Here is a 15,959-nt window from a genome sequence, read left to right on the forward strand (position 1 = left end):
TTATTCTCAGGAAAGGCTGCTTGTCAGAAAAACAGGTGTCGGTCTCAAGGCTACGGTGACAAAAAAGGCAGCGGCCTCTAACCAAGTCGTCTTCCACTATGTACCATTGTCGAAAGAGCAAAATTTCTTCCTCTACTATGTTTTGGGAGTGCTCTCGTCTCGCGTAATGTTCGCATACCACCTCCGAAAATCTGGTGAGAACGAATGGCGTTCTCACCCATACGTGACACCCAAGACCCTGAAAGAACTGCCTATTCCAGCACCTAAGGATGGAACTCAGGCGTGGCGGCAGGCCATAGAAATAGCCAACCGTGTCAAAAGGCATGTTCGCAATGGTGGCAAAAATAGAAAACTTGATCTTGAGATCGAAGGGCTTGTCGCTGGTCTCTATAACCTCAATCACTCTGATCTTGATTGGGTCAAGCAGGTGATCTGTGAGGCGCAAAATCTTGAGCCGATGCGTGCTCTAGGTGACTTTGATAGCCGGTCGATTCAGATCGAGATGGTGCCTTAAGAACCATGTCGTACCGCTATATTGGAAATAAAACGCGGCTTCTGCCGATTCTCTTGGATTCGTTCAAGACTGTTGTGAAAGACGGGGCCACCGTCGCTGATATTATGTGCGGTACTGCTGCCGTTTCAGAGGCTTTAAGGACGGCCGGCTACCGTGTCATCGCGTCGGATATGATGACATTCGCAGCGCATCATGCACGAGTCAGACTTCTGCTATCCGAAAAACCAGAATTTACCGGTACGGGCCTTGGAAGGTATGCTGGTGTCCTCGCTCACCTAAACCAGCTCAAACCACAAAACGGTGTATTTCATAAAGAATACTCGCCCGATGGTGTTCCTGAAAATGGTAGTGATCCCCGGAAGTATTTCAGTGGCGAGAACGCTGGCAGGATCGACGCGATTACCGCACAGCTTAACCAATGGCAGCAAGCAGGTGCGTTATCCGAAACAGAAAATTCGCTTCTGCGGCATGACCTTGTCCTTGCGAGTAATCGAGTGGCCAACATCGCCGGTACATATGGCCACCACCGATCCAAGTGGGGAACTTCAGCTCTAGCATCGCTTGAGCTACGCCCAACAACTCTCTTGAACGGGCACCGAACCGATCACATTGTTCATCAAGGACCAGCTGAGACGGTTGCACCGTTGATTGAAGCGGACCTCTGCTACATTGATCCGCCATATATGAAGCGGCAATATGCAGCAAACTACCACATTATCGAGACAATCGCGCGTGGAGACTCGCCAGAAGCGGTTGGTGTTAGCGGACTTAGGCCGTGGCGTGATCAATATTCAGACTTCTGTTCCAAGGTGAAAATCAGAGACGCATTTCGTATGATTTTCAACTTGGCGCAGTGCGACCAGTTTATGATCAGTTACAGTGAAGATGGTTTGTTGACTGAGGAACAGCTTATGGAGCTATTTTCGGAAGTTGGGACAGTTTCGCTCCAGAAAATCCCCTTCACGCGCTTCAGAAGCAACGCGGGAGGGCAGGGCGGCACGGTGATCGAATACCTCTTTCATATCAAGCGGTAGTGCCTCCAGCATCCGCGATGACTTTGGCATGCTCTGGTCGCCAAGTGATCGAGAAATTCTCACCGTTTATCGTAAAGTCTAGTTTGTCATCCACAATCTTGGCGAGGTCGATGCCTTCAACAACAGCGTAGTGTAGCATCCGATGGATGTGCGCGCTTATCACCACCAAGTTTGTTGGATTGTCTGAACCGCCTTCTCCTAACGGAACTAGGTGGTGAACTTCCAAATATGGCTCACCGTTGACCTTGGAAAAGATGAAATCGTCACCGGTGATCTGGCATGTTTTATAGAGCCGCTTTAGATCACGAACCGCTTTTCGATTCCGCTCAAACGTCTCAATGACCTTTTGTGTTTTTTTCACATCTTCTGATGAAGAGTCGTCTTGAAATAGGTCTGCGGCGATAGCCTCTTCAGTGCGACCAGCTTTGGCGTTGTATGGTGCTTTTTTCTTAGGACTTACTGGCTCGTGAGGAGCACCCACCTCTACCCCTTCAACGGTTTGAGGTCTGACACCAAAAGGATCCTTCAAGCTTGCCACGTTCAGCTCGATCGTAGGGTCAAACGTAAGATGCCCAGCAGGTTCAGTGAGCATGGTTTCGAAGCGCTGGTCTATCGCTGACAAGCGTTCAATCTCTTCAGTTTTCAACCAACCCGCCCAATACTCACCGTCTTCAGTTTTTAGTAGGAAAACTCGAACTCCAGCGGTTAGCTCGATGACACGGGGATCTTCTGCTGAAGCCATCTCAACTGGCGCGCGTGGAAAACCACCGTGATCTGGATGCCACGCAAAAACACGATTGCTAGATCGGCTAAAAAGTTTTTGCGAACGAATGTTTACGCTGGCATCCCGCCTTTGGCCGATGGCAACCAACTGCGCCCCCAAACCGCCAAGGCTATTAATCTCAACGGTCCACAATGGTCCACTTCTTGTATTTGTTGGTTCAATTCCATTGAAAAAAGAATGCCATGTAGCCAAGTCTACATTCTTCACCGGGACATCAATATAGGATTGACCACCACCTCGATCTTCAGTGCCTGGCTGCTTGTTAATGTTGAAGAAATCCGCAGGCGTAATCTGCCTGAAAATAAGCTCTGATACGTTTGTCACTATTCTGCCTCTGCCTCGATCATGCGAACTGAGTCGCAGTTATTGATCGGGACATTACATCGGATAGTACCCGTCCGTCATCTAAGCTCGCCGAACCGTCCGTTCGCTCACCCTGAACAGCCGTGCGATCTCGGGAACGGCGCGGTGTTCCTGGTCTCTCATACGCTGCACTTCGATCTTTTGGGCGGGGGTTAGGGCAGGGGGCCTGCCACCAATCCGCCCGCGCTTGCGAGCTGACGCCAGCCCTTCCTTAGTTCTCTCCGAAATCCGTTCACGCTCGAACTGCGCGATGGACGCAAAGACGTGAAACACAAGACGCCCAGCCGGGGTCATAGTGTCGATGTCCTCGGCAAGAGACCGAAAGCCGGCTCCGCGCGCCCGTATGATCTCTACGATCTCCAGAAGGTCTTTCAGCGACCGGGCCAAACGGTCATATTTGGTGACGGTCACAATGTCACCGTCACGGAGTTGGTCCAGCATTCTATCCAGCTCAGGCCGCTCGCGCTTTGATCCGCTGATCTTGTCAGCAAACAGTTTGTCAGCCCCTGCCGTTGTAAGTGCGTCAATCTGGGCGTCTAGGTTCTGGTCGTCAGTGCTGACGCGAGCGTATCCAATGATCATGTCTCACTGTGACAAAAACCTGCCAGAACCGCAAAGGTTTTGCCGTGGGTTTTTGTCCAGCTTAAGCGGTTGATCTGGCGTGGGGCAGGGCGGGGCGGCACAAACGAGCGTTTTTGGCCGGAAGGTTTTGGCCAAGGTGTTTTGTCCGCGCCATGGGATGAGGTCGCCCCTGCTAACCCACGACGAGTGACGTTTCGGGGTAGCAGAATTGCGCCGATATGCATGCACTGAAGTGAATAAGAGTTATGGCTGATGCCGTCGTTGTACTATCATTGCATCTGCTACTTGGAGTTGCGTCGTATGCCCACAGTGACCTTGATCCTCCGCGGAGATCAGATCGGTCGTTACACCAGTTTCTCGGGTACGGGGAACGGGCCAGATCGGGTCGTTACGGTAAATGGTGTCGAGGCCGTGGGAACGGCTGATCAACTTTACACAGTCATTGTGGAACAGGTGAATTCTGGTGTCACCGAGTTTGAGAATGGTCAGTTCATCACCATTCTTGACGCTGACGGGAACGTTGTCGTTCCCCGAACCGGCGTGCAGCCCGACATTGAACAAGGACGCGGAGCGGGGGATGAACATCTCTTGCTCAGCAACCAGCCCTTTCTGATCGATTTGGGCGGTGTTCCTGTGGGACCTGCAACGGTCACCTACACGGAAGCCGATGAAAGTTCGAGTGCCGGGGGCGACGACGACGGGCAGCTCGATTTTGAGGACTTCCCGTGTATTGCGCCTGGAGCAATGATTGCGACACCGACCGGTTCGACCGAGATTGCGGCGTTGAAAACCGGTGATTTGGTTGAAACACAGGATCATGGAGCTGTTCCGCTTGCTTGGGTTGGAAGACGGAGTCTCGACTTGACCAACCACGCGAGCGGGAAACCAATTCTGATAAAGGCTGCATCTTTCGGCAATCAGCGACCGCGTCGAGACTTGGTTTTGTCACCTGATCATCGGGTTCTTGTCGATGATCCGGCATGTGTTTGGCTGTTTGGAACATCTGAGGTCCTTGCGCCGTCAAAAGGGTTGGCAAGTCTGCCACGTATTCGGGAGATGCGTGGCAGACAGCATATCGAGTACGTCACACTGTTCACGGAGCGACACGAAATCATCTTTGCCGACGGCCTGGGTGTCGAGACGCTATATCCTGGCCCACAAGCGTTGCGTCGTCTCGGCGCTCTGGGCCGGGCAGCAATACTGTCGATTTGTCCGGCGCTGCGTCACCAGAGTGCATCGGTCGTGTATCCCTCAGCGCGTCGTCTTCTGTCGGTTCGCGAGAGCGAAGCGGTCTCCGAGGCGCTTCGTCTGAAGAGCCGGGTAGAAACTGCAGACGGCAATCTAAAGCCATCGGTGAAACTTCGGGTCTTAAAGTAGCCTATTGGAGACCTTCTCCGAACCGCAGGATGTGCCAAAACACAACCGTTTCTGTCACCGGCGGAAAGGACCGTTTGTTGAACGGTTCGCTAAACTTGACGTCTGTGGCGCCAACGCAAAGGAATTTTTTTGCTTTATTTACATGATACTGAAGGATTATCGTTCGATCAGCTCCTTCAAAGGCAATGGGCCAGAAAGCGCAAACCCCAAAATACTCTTCGTTGTGTCCAAAGAGCACCATATACGGCCTAGAGCACTGACTTCATCACAGGGAGCAGGATAGTTCAATTCGACCTGCAAAGACCTGACTGCCGCAGTTTGGGAGATTTTGGCCGCAACGCCGCTGACTACCAACTCATGCGATATAATAGTTACCGCAACGGCAAAAAACATGAGCCGAGACAACTTGAGGGTGTGACCTTTGAATTTCCCCAGCCCGGTATTCCGAACCATATGCCAACGTCGCTTTTGGAAAATTAGACTACAGATCAGGACCGCCAGAACAGGTAATGCAAAACTCGTGATGAGCAGAGGACGCCAGTCGGTGAGACCTGCGATCGACGCCTTTAACAAAAATCCGCGCTCGTAAATTATAAGTGGCAAAATGAAAGCCAGTAGCAAAACTGCTATCCGCATGCCTACAACGCCCGAAGATATTGATTTTTCTAGCTCGGTTCGTGCGGCGGCTATTTCGGTTTTGGTCTGCCCGTCAGAATCGTAATATTGGATCAGTTCACTATCACTGCTCGACGGATCTCCACGCAGAACGTTTAGGAAAGCTTCGCCGAGCGGAGTTTGGGCAAGAGTGTCAAAAGCGCGAGCCTGAAGGCTGCTATACACTGGGACAGACGCCTGCCGCTTCAAATTTTCAGATACGAATGGATCATGGGCCGGACTACCCAGTGCTAATGCGATCTCATCTTTATCAGTGAGTACAGCGGCATGGGCATGGGCGGTATAGGTCGCCCGCCCTGTGTCGCCAGACCGTTCGCCTCGAAAATTGCGAGGATTTCGTGCATCAGGATGTGACAGAAACCCCGGCGCTTTGGATTTGAGTTGCTTAAACCGTTGAAGGTCAGAGGTCTCATACTGCGTAGAACACCTCACACTGGGTTGTGCGATCACTCGGTTGTAAACTATTCCAGAATCACATTTATGACAGCGTATTTCGCCCGAACCTGAACACTTCGAACAAGCCACGGTAGATCGACCATTACATGTTGAACAGGTCACCTTAGCTGAGCCCATACACTCAAAGCACATTCCGTATTCACCTGAACCGCCACATAAAGGGCAATTCACCATTCTTTGCTGATTAGTGTAGCCAAATTCGCCGTTTGGTCGCTCCCATTTTACCATGTCCGTTTTTGAGATCATGCGCTGGCCGTAGCAGTTACTGCACTGCGCTCTGCCATTCTGACATTTGCCGCACTGGATGCGCCCAGATTGACACTGATACGTTGGGCATGGCTGTGTTTTTCTGCCGCTACAAGAACTACAGGTTACTTGTCCCTTCCCATTACAAACACTGCACTTGTCAGCAGATGTTAGCTCGGTTGAAGACAAACCTGTAAGCAGGTGATTATGCCATTGGGTTTGCATCAAGTCGTCAAACCGCTGCGCCTGAATTGTCTGCACCTCTTTTAGCGTACCAGCTATAGAATTACTGGATGTAACCCGTTCCGTTCGCACATCGTTTACTAGGGTCAGGTCGCATGTCGCGTCAAAGATATGTGTTTCAGTCGTGATATTTTTTGTGTGTCGCGCAATGGCATCCGATCCGGTCTCTTGTGCGATCTTGTTGAGACATGCCTGTAGACGCTGTGCAAGCTCTGCTTCGAAGCTTGCATCAGTCGTGAGCGACAGAGGTGCGCTTGTCACGGCTTGCGGCAATTAAAGGAGTCACCGCTTTGTGGTGAGTACCATGTGAAAGATGTCGGCGTGACATCAAACGTAGCGAACCTGTAGCCATCGGCCATCGTCACAAGGAAATTACCTGCGTTTTCTTCAATCGTGTCTATAGGTTTCCCCTGATATGTATCTGCGTCGATGGTCATAGGCCCACCATCACAGTCCCATACCCCAAAAATAGGCAAATTTTCCTGTTTGTCGGTGGCACACAGGCTAAATCCTGTATCCCCCAGACAGACGCCTTGCGCCGCGAGCTGGTCTCTCGCTTCATTCCGCTTGTCGCACCAGCCCTCGATATTCTCTTGACCAACGGCTCCACGACACTCTTCGCTGTAGATGTTGAACTTGGTCAGCAAACGGGACGTTTCCTCGGTAGGTCCCACATAGAAATTCCCGTTTGAAGACGGACTCAATGTTGCTGCGGAAGTGCACGTGCCGAACCCGGTCTCCGTCAGACAATTTTCTGCCGCTATAGCTTCATGCCATTCCGGATTAATCGTCAAAAGACCATCGATCTGGCCTTCCGTTTCTTCAGTGGATGCCTTCGGTTCAGCGATGACGATGTTCGACCCATCCGACAGTGCAGAAATACGGGCAACGCTAATCGCGCGACCGTCTTCGCTGCCAAAACCAAAGAGCATGACAGGGGCATGGTAGTTGTCCCTATAGCCAGTCCGCAGATCGAAGGATGGGATGCCGCCAGCTTCGCGTTGACCCAGATAGTAAAGCTCTCCGTCGAACTTGTAGGCGATTGACGTTCCGACAGTGGTCGGGGTTCGCTCATCATAGGTAAATGCAGCAGCAGTATCGCCAAGGATAGATTGCGTTAGCTCACGAAAGTTGGTCCGCGCGAAGTCGTCAAGAATGATGATTTCGGTCAGAACATGGGTGTCGCCCTGCTTGGCGAATGTCATTACACCACAGCGATCTGCGATATCATCTGTGTAACAGTCAAGCTGTGCGCCAAACCAGTTCGGGTTTGTCAGTTGGGTGATGTTGAAACCGGCACTGCGCAAAACACCTTTGGCATTTTCGTCGGTACTTGAAAATCCGATGCGAACAACATCCGAGTCAGGAACGAACCTCGGGAAAGGGCCCTCGTTCATACCTTCATAGGCCACAGGCCCGCTAAAGCTGCGCACGCTCCACGCAACGCCCTCGGCATTGTTTTGTGCCCAATCAAGACCAACAGCGAGATCGGTGCCAAGTTGTGGCACTTTCAGCGTGTCAGAAAGCGTGCGGGCAGCGGCCCCTAAATCGATGCTATCATCGATCTGCCGTGGTGGTGCCACGTCATAGCGACCCAGACTCTCCCCTTGGGGAGTCTTCATTTCGACGCTGGCGATGTCACCAGTTACCCGTTGACCATTCTCCGCAGAGACATGAAGGTTTTTCAACGTTACCTCTGCAATCACACTGCGCGTAGGAAGGCGGGCGATAATATCGCGCGCATCGTCCATTTGAAGAACCCAGAAACGGGCCTGAATCGGGTTCGAAAATGCAACGCCTGGGCCAATATTGATGTAAGCTCCCGCCCTGAACAGAGAAACCGGGAACGCGCTTTCAGCTGCATCCCATTCACCTAAGGATGTCGTGACCGCAAGTGTGATGCCATCGTATTGCGCAACATCTGTATATTGCTCCCGCAGTCGCGCGACCTCTTCTGTGAGAACTGTTGCACGGTTGAATTCATCCGCCTCGCGATAGGTAGGTGTGTTGCGCGCTTCAGCCTCGAAGTCGGGACTCGCTCCGGAGAGGATGTTGTGAAGAATTTCGACAAATGCTCTGTCAGGGTTGTCAGCGATTTGGGCAGCAGCCGGACCAGCTAGGCACATGGTTGCAAGAGGGATCAGCAAAGCGATGGATTTCAGAATTTTCATTTTTCCTCATCAGATCTTGGGGTTCACGGTTGACTAAAACGTTCAAAACCATGAACGCCAAAGAGGCTTGCACAACCTTTCGGAGAAATCGGTCGCAGCTTCAAGAGGCTGAAAGCAAAAAGCTTTTAGAATAATGCTGTTCTGAGGCTGGAAAGACTGAGCAACATCTTCTGTGTGCACCTGTCAAAACAAATCTGGCGCTTATTCACACTAGGTTCATCAGCTAGAAGCTTTTACCAACATCCACGCTTCAATATTCAAAGCCGTTGCCAGCCGAGCGATATTGTCGATGGAAATATTCTGCTCCGACCGTTCGACAGCGCTCAGATAGGTCCGGTTCAATCCGCTTTCCAAGGCAAGCCGCTCCTGCGACCAGCCGCGCTCTGCGCGCTGGAGTCGGAGATTTCGGGCGATGACATCGCGAAGCTGGCTTTTGGGCGTTCTTTTCACGCCCAAGAAACACCCCGTTGTCGGTTTTAACTCTACCTGTTTTAAGATACATTCAACATTGAACCTTCCGAATGGAGACTGATTTGAACCCGCCCGTGCATCCCTATGTCACCCGTCCGCAGCTCGTCGTTCTGATCGAGGCCGGTTACCTGATCGACATCGTTTGCATGACCGCGCCCCGCTTCAAGGCAGCGGTCTGGTACGGCGAGTGGGCGGTCCAGGTGCCCGAACATCGCGGCGAAGCTGAGCGGTTCCTTGTGTCCGCGCGCGGCAATGATGGTCCGCAGCTGAGAACGTTCAAAACCGGTTACGGACTGATCTCGTTCATGTGGAAACTGGGGTTCCGCAACATCACCCTGCCGATGGAAGAAGGCACATCGGTTCCGCACCGGATAGGTGCAGAATCTGCTGTGGCATCCCCACCTGCCTCTAGTACTGCGGATAAGACCGCTCCTGCTGTGCTTAATGACATCAGTACCGGTCTCATGCATCTCAGCGATCATGGCTTTACGTCTGTCAAAATCGCAACGCAGCTGATCGAAAAGGGCTATGCTATCCCGGAAAAGCTGGAAATCTACCGCGGCGAGGTCTCGCCGTTCCTTGTGGATGCCGTCCGTCTGACTGAGATCGGGCGTCTGATAAGGTTGATGGTTCCAATGTATGCAGATGACCCGCCTGCCGCCCCGGCCGACCTCATTCCCGACCGGGAGCGGGCCATCACGGATTATTATGTCAGCGAGAAGGCAGATGGAGGTATCCTCGTGGAAAACATCGTCTGCGCAAAAGCGTGGTATACTGGTCAGGTGGAACCGATCGGTTGGAAGTACCAAAAGCCGACAATGAAGCCTCCCCTCGTGAGGCGCCGCATAATGAAAACCACGCGATGCTGACGAAAAGGAGACGTGAATGACCGACCAACGCAGCGACCTGGCCCGGCTTCAGCGCGAGACGATCCGGCAACTGGCCATGGAAACCGCGCGGCTTCAAAACCGCCCCGCTCCGCAAGTGATATGGCACGCCATTACCATGGCGCTGGTCTGCATTCTGTTGGGCGTGGCGATCGCCGTGGGCCTGACCCTGCTCGGACGCATTCTGTAAGAGGAGCCTGCCATGCCGCTCTATATCCGCGACGATGAGGTTGATGAACTGGCAGTGACGCTGATGCGCGTCACCGGAGCCAAGACGAAGACCGAGGCCGTGCGTCAGGCGCTGGAAGCTGCCCTCGCACGCCACCACAAACAGACCTCTCTCAGCGACCGGATCAGGCCGTTGCAAGCCCGCGCCGCCGCCCTTGGCGCGGTTGATCCGGACTTCGACATGAAGGCGTTCACCGATGAGCTCTGAAAACCGGCACACCACCGAACCCGCAAAACTCTGGTGGGAAAGCCCCTGGGTGATGATCGCTCTGGTACTTGTGATCAGCCTGCTTGGGGCCATCGATCAGGCGCTGAACTGACCCCTTCCATATTTTAGGAAATGTACAGACTTGCCTCTCTTGAGGCCGAGCGATAATTGGGACGCAGGACAAATTGTCTAGTGAGTGTACATTTCTTAAAATATGGGGTGCGTGATGGCCGGTGCTGTGAACAAGGTGATGGGTCAGATCGAGATCGACCCCCGCAGAAACGGTGGTGCATCCTTGCGCCGCCCCAAGGGGGAACGCAAGTACGCCATTCTCCGGCTCAAAAAAATCTCCGGTGAAAAAGGTCGCGGCAAAGCAAACCTCTCCGCCGCCGCACGCCACAACCTGCGCGAACGCGATGCGGCCAATGCACGGCCCGAGGATGCGCATCGCAACATTCATCTGGCGGGGGCAAGGACCGCAAAGGAGCTGATGGCGCTCTGGGACGAACGCGCCCCCGAGAAGGTCCGCCGGAACGCCGTCCCTGCCATCGAATATGTCATGTCGGCCTCCCCAGAGGAGATGGCCCAGATGGGGAGCATCCAAAGTGAGGACTACCTGCGCGATGCCTTCGCCTGGATCGAGGAAAAGCATGGTGCGGAAAACATCCTCTCGGCTGTGATCCACATGGATGAGACCACCCCCCACTTGCAGGTCTTGGTCATACCGCTCGATGAGCGCGGCAAGCTGAACGCGCGGGACATCGTCGGCAACGCAAAAGATCTATCCGCGATGCAGACCGACTACGCTGAACGGGTCGGTGCGAAATACGGCCTTGAGCGCGGTCTCATGCGGTCCGGTGCCAAGCACGAAACCATCAAAAGCTTCTACGCCCGCGCCAATGCCAACGAAAACCTTTCCCTGAACCTCCCTGAGCGCGCCACAGGCGGCTTCATGGGGCGCGGCAGGGAAACGGACGAAGAATACCGCGACAGGCTCTCAGAGATCGCCTCAGAGGCTGTGAGAGCCGTAGCTGGCCGTTTGTCAGGGGAACGGGACGCCGTGGCTCAGGAGCTGGCTGAGGCGCGCCTGCACGCGGCCAACAGCGAAGCGAAGGCCGAAGCCCTCGCCCGCGATCTTGATGCACTAGAAGTCGCGTACAACGTGGCGAAACACGAAGGCCGGGACAAGCAGGCGGTTCTCAACCGGTTTCAGGATCAATACCTTGAGCGGGCCGCTGAATATCCCGAACACGTGCGCTACGCGATCGACAGCATTTTGAACGAACAGGGTGTGAAAGGTCTCAAACAGGTTCAGCAGGACCGCGAAGACAGCGCCGTTGCTAAAAATCTGGAAGGACTGGCCAGATGGGAAGCCCGCAGCCCCGATGACTATCTGCTGACGAACACGGCAGAGGAACACCTTGAAGTCATCGCGCTTCTTCGGGAAGCGACGACGCAGGCGCAGTATAACCGCTTCCGGCAAGGCGATCTGACGTCCATCGACCACATCACGACTGATCCCGTGTTCTCGCGCCAGCTGCTCATGCAGGCGGAGATGTACAATCGCGGCAACCGCTACGAAATGAGCCAGGAGACGGAGCGCCGGATGGAAGATAGCCGCGATATGCTGAAAGAGCATTTCGGGCTGGATCGTGGTGATGAGTACGTGAACGAGCGGGAGTGAAAGTTATGCGAAGCCCGACCTCCCTGCTCTGCCTGGTGGTGAGCTGTATGTATCGTTGAGCCGTTTGCACGATATGTCCTAAATCCCGCCTGTCTTGGTTCGGTCTGGGTGCTGTCGTTCTGGCTTTGGTGATGTCGCTGCTGCTGCTTTCTCACTTCTTAGCCAGCAACCCTGCAACTTGCGCTGTCCTTGGGGCGATGTGGCTAGCACAACAAGCAATTTTGATGCCTGCGTGCTCTACCAGCAGTGATGTTTTGCGTTCAGCTTTGGGAAGCCTTGGCTGCAAGCTGTGTGTTATATATGTGTTATATATGTGTTACGAGAATCAGCGGTTTCGTAACCTACTGATATTATTCCCCGATTCAGCCCCTTTTTTACCTGTTGGTGTGTAGAGTATCGAAGAACGGTGGGTAGACTATCGAGGAAAGGTGTGTAGAGTATCGAAAAACTCGACACTCTGGTGGGCAGACTGTCGAAAAATGGTGTGTAGAGTATCGAATAATGGCAAGACCAAGAAAGCGCACGGCCCTTTTGCCGGAAAGGCACACAGAGCCTGATCTGTTTGTGTGCGATATACTTGATGCAACTCCAAAAAGTGACCGTGCTTCGATGGAGCATCCCCTATTCTCGTTATCGGTGAAAAAAGACATGTCCGCGTTCCAGTATGAGCAGGGCAATGTGAAAGTGAAGATCACCCCTGCGGCTGAAGAAGGCCGCGCGAACGTCTTTGACAGAGACATTCTGATTTATGTTCTCAGTCAGCTCATGGCAGCAAAGAACGACGGGCAGGAAATTGGCCGCCGCGTGCAAATTTCGGCGCATGATTTGCTCAAGGCAACAAACCGACACACGACCGGACAGGCTTACGCAACGCTACGCCGCGCCCTCACCCGCCTCCAGTTCACGCAGATTGAAACCAACATCCACGACCATGGGATAGGTGAATGGCGTTCAATCTCGTTCATTACGGATGCGCGGATCGTAAAGGAAGACTCCACTGGACGGCTCCTGAGCGTCGAGCTGGAAATGGGTGATTGGCTTGTTAAGGCTATCGAAAACAAAAATGTTTTGACCCTTCATCGGGCGTATTTCCAGCTTCGGAAACCTCTGGAACGGCGTCTATATGAACTCGCTCGCAAGCATTGCGGAAAACAGGACGTCTGGCGGATCGGTTTGGACAAACTGCAACACAAGACTGGCTCAACCTCTACGTCGAAAGAGTTTAAGCGCCTTGTAAAAACCATCTGCAAAGCGGATGAGGCTCAGGCACACATGCCGGACTACCGGTTCCGTCTGTTGCACGACGTTTTGGAAGTAACGCCAAAGGCTGAGTTTCTTGAGATCTATGCCGAGAAACCAACCTCTGGTCTAGCCGATACCGTTCGCATTTCTTCCGAAGGGTATGAGAAGGCCCGCGATGCCGCCCCGTCATGGGATGTCTATTTCCTCGAACAGGAATGGCGGATGTGGATGAGCGAAGCTCCACGCCATGTCGACGGGGCATTCGTCGGGTTTTGTCGAAAGTGGTATGAGCGAAAGGGCAGGGCACCTTAATGGATATTACTTATCTGTTATCAATTAGTAGTTATGTGTTGACTGTTATCTGTTAACAGATAAGATGAGTAAAAAATGAGGCAGATCATGACGCAAGTTATCAGCGTAGTGCAAGAAAAAGGTGGAGCCGGGAAAACAACGCTTCTAACGGCTCTCGCAAGTCTGATGGTGGAGGATGGGGCAAAGGTTGTGGTGATCGACACAGACCCGCAACGGCACTTGGAATCTTGGGCGAAGAAAGGGCAGACTAGTCTTGATTGGCTCTATGAGGAAGATGATGAGAAGCTGATCCCAACGGTCAAGGCCTTGAAGAAAAACGATCCGCCTTATGATGTTATCTTCGTCGACACGGCGGGCTTCAAGTCCGCCATGGCGATGCACGCTATCGCAGCCGCCAATTTAATCCTTATACCTTCAAAGGCCAACGAGGCAGACGCCAAAGGTGCAAAGCGGACGTTCTCGCATGTTCAAAGCGTTGCAGAAACAATGGAAAAAGACATTCCAGCACTTGTTGTGATGATGGATGTAGATGCTAACACCAATATTACGCAGGCCATTGCGGACGCGTTTGATGCGCAAGATGTGCCAAGGCTCCAAGCCATGTGTGCTCATCGGACGGGCTTCAAGGAAATGACCTCGACAGGGCAGACTCCACAAGGACCGGCGAAAAGGTCCGCACAATCGGTATTGGCCGATTTGCAGGGTAGGGGTCTTATCAGTTTTTACAGGAGCGGATCATGGCCAAAGTCAGCGTAAATCTCGATGACGAGTTGGATGGCGATGATAACGCCCGGAAACTGAAGAAACTCTCTGCTCCGCTGCTAAGCGTGAGCAAAGCCAAGTCTTCAGCTTTGAAAGATGCTCCGCGTGTGCAGTTTTCTTTCACTAACGTGCCAGAGCCGATCAAAGAAGCCTTCGCGTCAGAGGCTCAAAAGCGGGGATTGACCAAAAAAGAACTGCTATACGAATGCCTTAGAGCTGGGGGGATCGACATACCCGCCAACGCAGAGATCGATGGTCGCAGAAGATAACACATAACAGGTAACTGTTATGGACTTGAGCGATAAACCAAATTGAAGAGATTTGGCTATTATAAAAAGAAGATAAGCACTCAAACAGTCATTTTGAGGGCGCCAGAGCAGGGAAGAAAACATGCTAATAACCAAACTAGAAAGGCGCATCGAAGACGCTGCGATTAGCCTTCCTGTTGGCTTTGAGAAAGGGCAGGTGTTCACCCCACGGTTCTTAGCAACGTGGGTGGCACTTCTCTTAAAAGAGCACCTTGGAGAGCATTGGTCTGGTAATTTACTTGATCCAGCATGTGGTGATGGCGAACTTTTGGATGCTGCATTCGAACAGCTCCCAAACGCAAAACTCTTTGGAATGGACATCGACGCTGATGCGTCGCGGGCCGCTCAAACACGTCTAGGTAGGTTAGCAGTCATTAAGACTGAAGACATGCTGCTATCGCCATCTGTTAACAAACGTCGCCAAAGTTTTAAGACTGGTGCTGTGATCTCCAACCCACCTTGGGGCGCTGATCTGCTTCATTCTTCTGGGCGTCTCAGAGCGTTGGGATACAGTCTTGCAAACGGGCAATTTGATAGCTGGTCTCTATTTGTCGAGATGTCATTACAGGCTTTGGAAGACGGCGGCATGGCTGTGTTCATCCTTCCCGACGCCATATTTTCTCCTGAACATGCTCCTACAAGATCGCTTATCTCTAAAAACCATACTGTTGAGCTGATTGCACGGTTGGGGGAGGGGATATTCAAAGGCATCTACCGGGGAACGACAGTTCTTCTGGTGCGTAAAAGCAAACCAAAGCCTACTCATGTTGTTGAGGTGCTTCGGCTTTCAAAGACGCAACGGGCAGCGGTATTGTCAGGTGACCTTGATTTGCAAAATACGCGAAAAAGCAGCAGTCACAAAGTTAATCAAAGCCGTTTCTTGTCGGACCCTGGGTGTCGCTGGGACATAGATGTTCGCACGTCTGACCAAAATTTATTGGGTAGAATTGAAGCAGCTGGAGGTAGCTGGACTGACTTGGTTGTTTCAGGACGAGGTGTAGAGCTTTCCAAACGCGGACTGGTCAAGGTTTGTAGCAACTGCGCTCGCGTCACTCCTGCGCCTACACGTCCCAGAGACGTGATCTGCCAAGGTTGTGGTCTGACCGCACATTCTGAAGGGATGGCGACACAGCAAATTGTTGAGACAGGTACGGAGAAACAGCCCGGATTTATGCCGCTCATCGTCGGTGAAGACATTGGGCGCTACGCACTGTCTTGTTCCCGGCAAATCAAACTCAACGTGACTGGTATCAACTATAAGAGCCATGAACTTTATTCTCAGGAAAGGCTGCTTGTCAGAAAAACAGGTGTCGGTCTCAAGGCTACGGTGACAAAAAAGGCAGCGGCCTCTAACCAAGTCGTCTTCCACTATGTACCATTGTCGAAAGAGCAAAATTTCTTCCTCTACTATG

General features: G+C 52.6%; 17 protein-coding genes. 12 read left to right on the top strand and 5 right to left on the bottom strand.

Annotated elements, in window-relative coordinates; translation table 11 throughout:
- Nucleotides 1–514, top strand: a 514-nt coding sequence (locus ACG74X_RS20815; protein ID WP_411237244.1) for a TaqI-like C-terminal specificity domain-containing protein, incomplete at its 5' end; no start/stop codon positions are given.
- A gap of 5 nt (nt 515–519) precedes the next feature.
- Nucleotides 520–1,548 (top strand): DNA adenine methylase, encoded by a 1,029-nt coding sequence (locus ACG74X_RS20820; RefSeq protein WP_411237245.1) that lies wholly within the window; start codon nt 520–522, stop codon nt 1,546–1,548.
- Here the strand turns inward: ACG74X_RS20820 and ACG74X_RS20825 are convergent.
- Both ACG74X_RS20825 and ACG74X_RS20830 read right to left on the bottom strand, forming a co-directional pair.
- Nucleotides 1,538–2,656 (bottom strand): hypothetical protein, encoded by a 1,119-nt coding sequence (locus ACG74X_RS20825; RefSeq protein WP_411237246.1) that lies wholly within the window; start codon nt 2,654–2,656, stop codon nt 1,538–1,540. The genes ACG74X_RS20820 and ACG74X_RS20825 overlap by 11 nt on opposite strands.
- A gap of 81 nt (nt 2,657–2,737) precedes the next feature.
- The gene (locus ACG74X_RS20830; RefSeq protein ID WP_411237247.1) at nt 2,738–3,277 is read right to left on the bottom strand and encodes a recombinase family protein; all 540 of its coding nucleotides are present in this window, start codon (nt 3,275–3,277) and stop codon (nt 2,738–2,740) included.
- A gap of 300 nt (nt 3,278–3,577) precedes the next feature.
- Between ACG74X_RS20830 and ACG74X_RS20835 the strand changes: the two genes are divergently transcribed.
- Entirely contained in the window at nt 3,578–4,654 is a 1,077-nt protein-coding gene (locus ACG74X_RS20835) for a Hint domain-containing protein (protein ID WP_411237248.1), read from the top strand.
- A gap of 156 nt (nt 4,655–4,810) precedes the next feature.
- On the opposite strand, the gene ACG74X_RS20840 is transcribed toward ACG74X_RS20835, so the two are convergent.
- From ACG74X_RS20840 to ACG74X_RS20850, 3 genes are all read right to left on the bottom strand, one after another.
- A complete protein-coding gene (locus ACG74X_RS20840; protein ID WP_411237249.1) occupies nt 4,811–5,779 on the bottom strand; it encodes a hypothetical protein in 969 nt (322 codons plus the stop codon).
- Between the two features lie 752 nt (nt 5,780–6,531).
- Complete coding sequence (locus ACG74X_RS20845) at nt 6,532–8,445, bottom strand: hypothetical protein (RefSeq protein WP_411237250.1); 1,914 nt, start codon at nt 8,443–8,445, stop codon at nt 6,532–6,534.
- 219 nt (nt 8,446–8,664) lie between these two features.
- Nucleotides 8,665–8,895, bottom strand: a complete 231-nt coding sequence (locus ACG74X_RS20850; RefSeq protein WP_411237260.1) for a helix-turn-helix domain-containing protein — start codon at nt 8,893–8,895, stop codon at nt 8,665–8,667.
- 83 nt (nt 8,896–8,978) lie between these two features.
- On the opposite strand from ACG74X_RS20850, the gene ACG74X_RS20855 reads away from it, so the two are divergent.
- The 9 genes from ACG74X_RS20855 to ACG74X_RS20895 form a co-directional block, all read left to right on the top strand.
- Nucleotides 8,979–9,785, top strand: coding sequence for a hypothetical protein (locus ACG74X_RS20855; protein WP_411237251.1), 807 nt, complete (start codon nt 8,979–8,981; stop codon nt 9,783–9,785).
- A 16-nt stretch (nt 9,786–9,801) separates the two neighbouring features.
- Nucleotides 9,802–9,993 (top strand): hypothetical protein, encoded by a 192-nt coding sequence (locus ACG74X_RS20860; RefSeq protein ID WP_411237252.1) that lies wholly within the window; start codon nt 9,802–9,804, stop codon nt 9,991–9,993.
- Between the two features lie 12 nt (nt 9,994–10,005).
- The gene (locus ACG74X_RS20865) at nt 10,006–10,239 is read left to right on the top strand and encodes a type II toxin-antitoxin system VapB family antitoxin (protein ID WP_411237253.1); all 234 of its coding nucleotides are present in this window, start codon (nt 10,006–10,008) and stop codon (nt 10,237–10,239) included.
- Complete coding sequence (locus ACG74X_RS20870) at nt 10,229–10,351, top strand: hypothetical protein (RefSeq protein WP_411237254.1); 123 nt, start codon at nt 10,229–10,231, stop codon at nt 10,349–10,351. The genes ACG74X_RS20865 and ACG74X_RS20870 overlap by 11 nt, the downstream gene beginning before the upstream one ends.
- A 114-nt stretch (nt 10,352–10,465) precedes the next feature.
- On the top strand, nt 10,466–11,923 hold the full coding sequence (gene mobV / locus ACG74X_RS20875) for a MobV family relaxase (protein WP_411237255.1): 1,458 nt from the start codon (nt 10,466–10,468) through the stop codon (nt 11,921–11,923).
- 501 nt (nt 11,924–12,424) lie between these two features.
- Entirely contained in the window at nt 12,425–13,477 is a 1,053-nt protein-coding gene (locus tag ACG74X_RS20880; protein WP_411237256.1) for a replication initiator protein A, read from the top strand.
- Nucleotides 13,478–13,564: 87 nt separating this feature from the next.
- Nucleotides 13,565–14,233: a ParA family protein gene (locus tag ACG74X_RS20885; RefSeq protein WP_411237257.1), complete on the top strand. Its 669-nt coding sequence runs from the start codon at nt 13,565–13,567 to the stop codon at nt 14,231–14,233.
- Nucleotides 14,215–14,508, top strand: coding sequence for a hypothetical protein (locus ACG74X_RS20890; protein ID WP_411237258.1), 294 nt, complete (start codon nt 14,215–14,217; stop codon nt 14,506–14,508). Before ACG74X_RS20885 ends, ACG74X_RS20890 begins: the two co-directional genes overlap by 19 nt.
- A 121-nt stretch (nt 14,509–14,629) precedes the next feature.
- Nucleotides 14,630–15,959, top strand: a 1,330-nt coding sequence (locus tag ACG74X_RS20895) for a class I SAM-dependent DNA methyltransferase (RefSeq protein WP_411237259.1), incomplete at its 3' end; no start/stop codon positions are given.

Origin of the sequence: Marivita sp. S0852 (assembly GCF_046591575.1) — a bacterium.
In the GTDB taxonomy this organism is placed as follows: Bacteria; Pseudomonadota; Alphaproteobacteria; order Rhodobacterales; family Rhodobacteraceae; genus Marivita.

Coding starts and splice junctions, on each gene's coding strand:
- ACG74X_RS20820 (WP_411237245.1), top strand. CDS start 520: ATGTCGTACCGCTATATTGGAAATAAAACGCGGCTTCTGCCGATTCTC.
- ACG74X_RS20830 (WP_411237247.1), bottom strand. CDS start 3,277: ATGATCATTGGATACGCTCGCGTCAGCACTGACGACCAGAACCTAGAC.
- ACG74X_RS20835 (WP_411237248.1), top strand. CDS start 3,578: ATGCCCACAGTGACCTTGATCCTCCGCGGAGATCAGATCGGTCGTTAC.
- ACG74X_RS20845 (WP_411237250.1), bottom strand. CDS start 8,445: ATGAAAATTCTGAAATCCATCGCTTTGCTGATCCCTCTTGCAACCATG.
- ACG74X_RS20860 (WP_411237252.1), top strand. CDS start 9,802: ATGACCGACCAACGCAGCGACCTGGCCCGGCTTCAGCGCGAGACGATC.
- ACG74X_RS20865 (WP_411237253.1), top strand. CDS start 10,006: ATGCCGCTCTATATCCGCGACGATGAGGTTGATGAACTGGCAGTGACG.
- ACG74X_RS20870 (WP_411237254.1), top strand. CDS start 10,229: ATGAGCTCTGAAAACCGGCACACCACCGAACCCGCAAAACTCTGGTGG.
- mobV (WP_411237255.1), top strand. CDS start 10,466: ATGGCCGGTGCTGTGAACAAGGTGATGGGTCAGATCGAGATCGACCCC.
- ACG74X_RS20880 (WP_411237256.1), top strand. CDS start 12,425: ATGGCAAGACCAAGAAAGCGCACGGCCCTTTTGCCGGAAAGGCACACA.
- ACG74X_RS20885 (WP_411237257.1), top strand. CDS start 13,565: ATGACGCAAGTTATCAGCGTAGTGCAAGAAAAAGGTGGAGCCGGGAAA.
- ACG74X_RS20890 (WP_411237258.1), top strand. CDS start 14,215: ATGGCCAAAGTCAGCGTAAATCTCGATGACGAGTTGGATGGCGATGAT.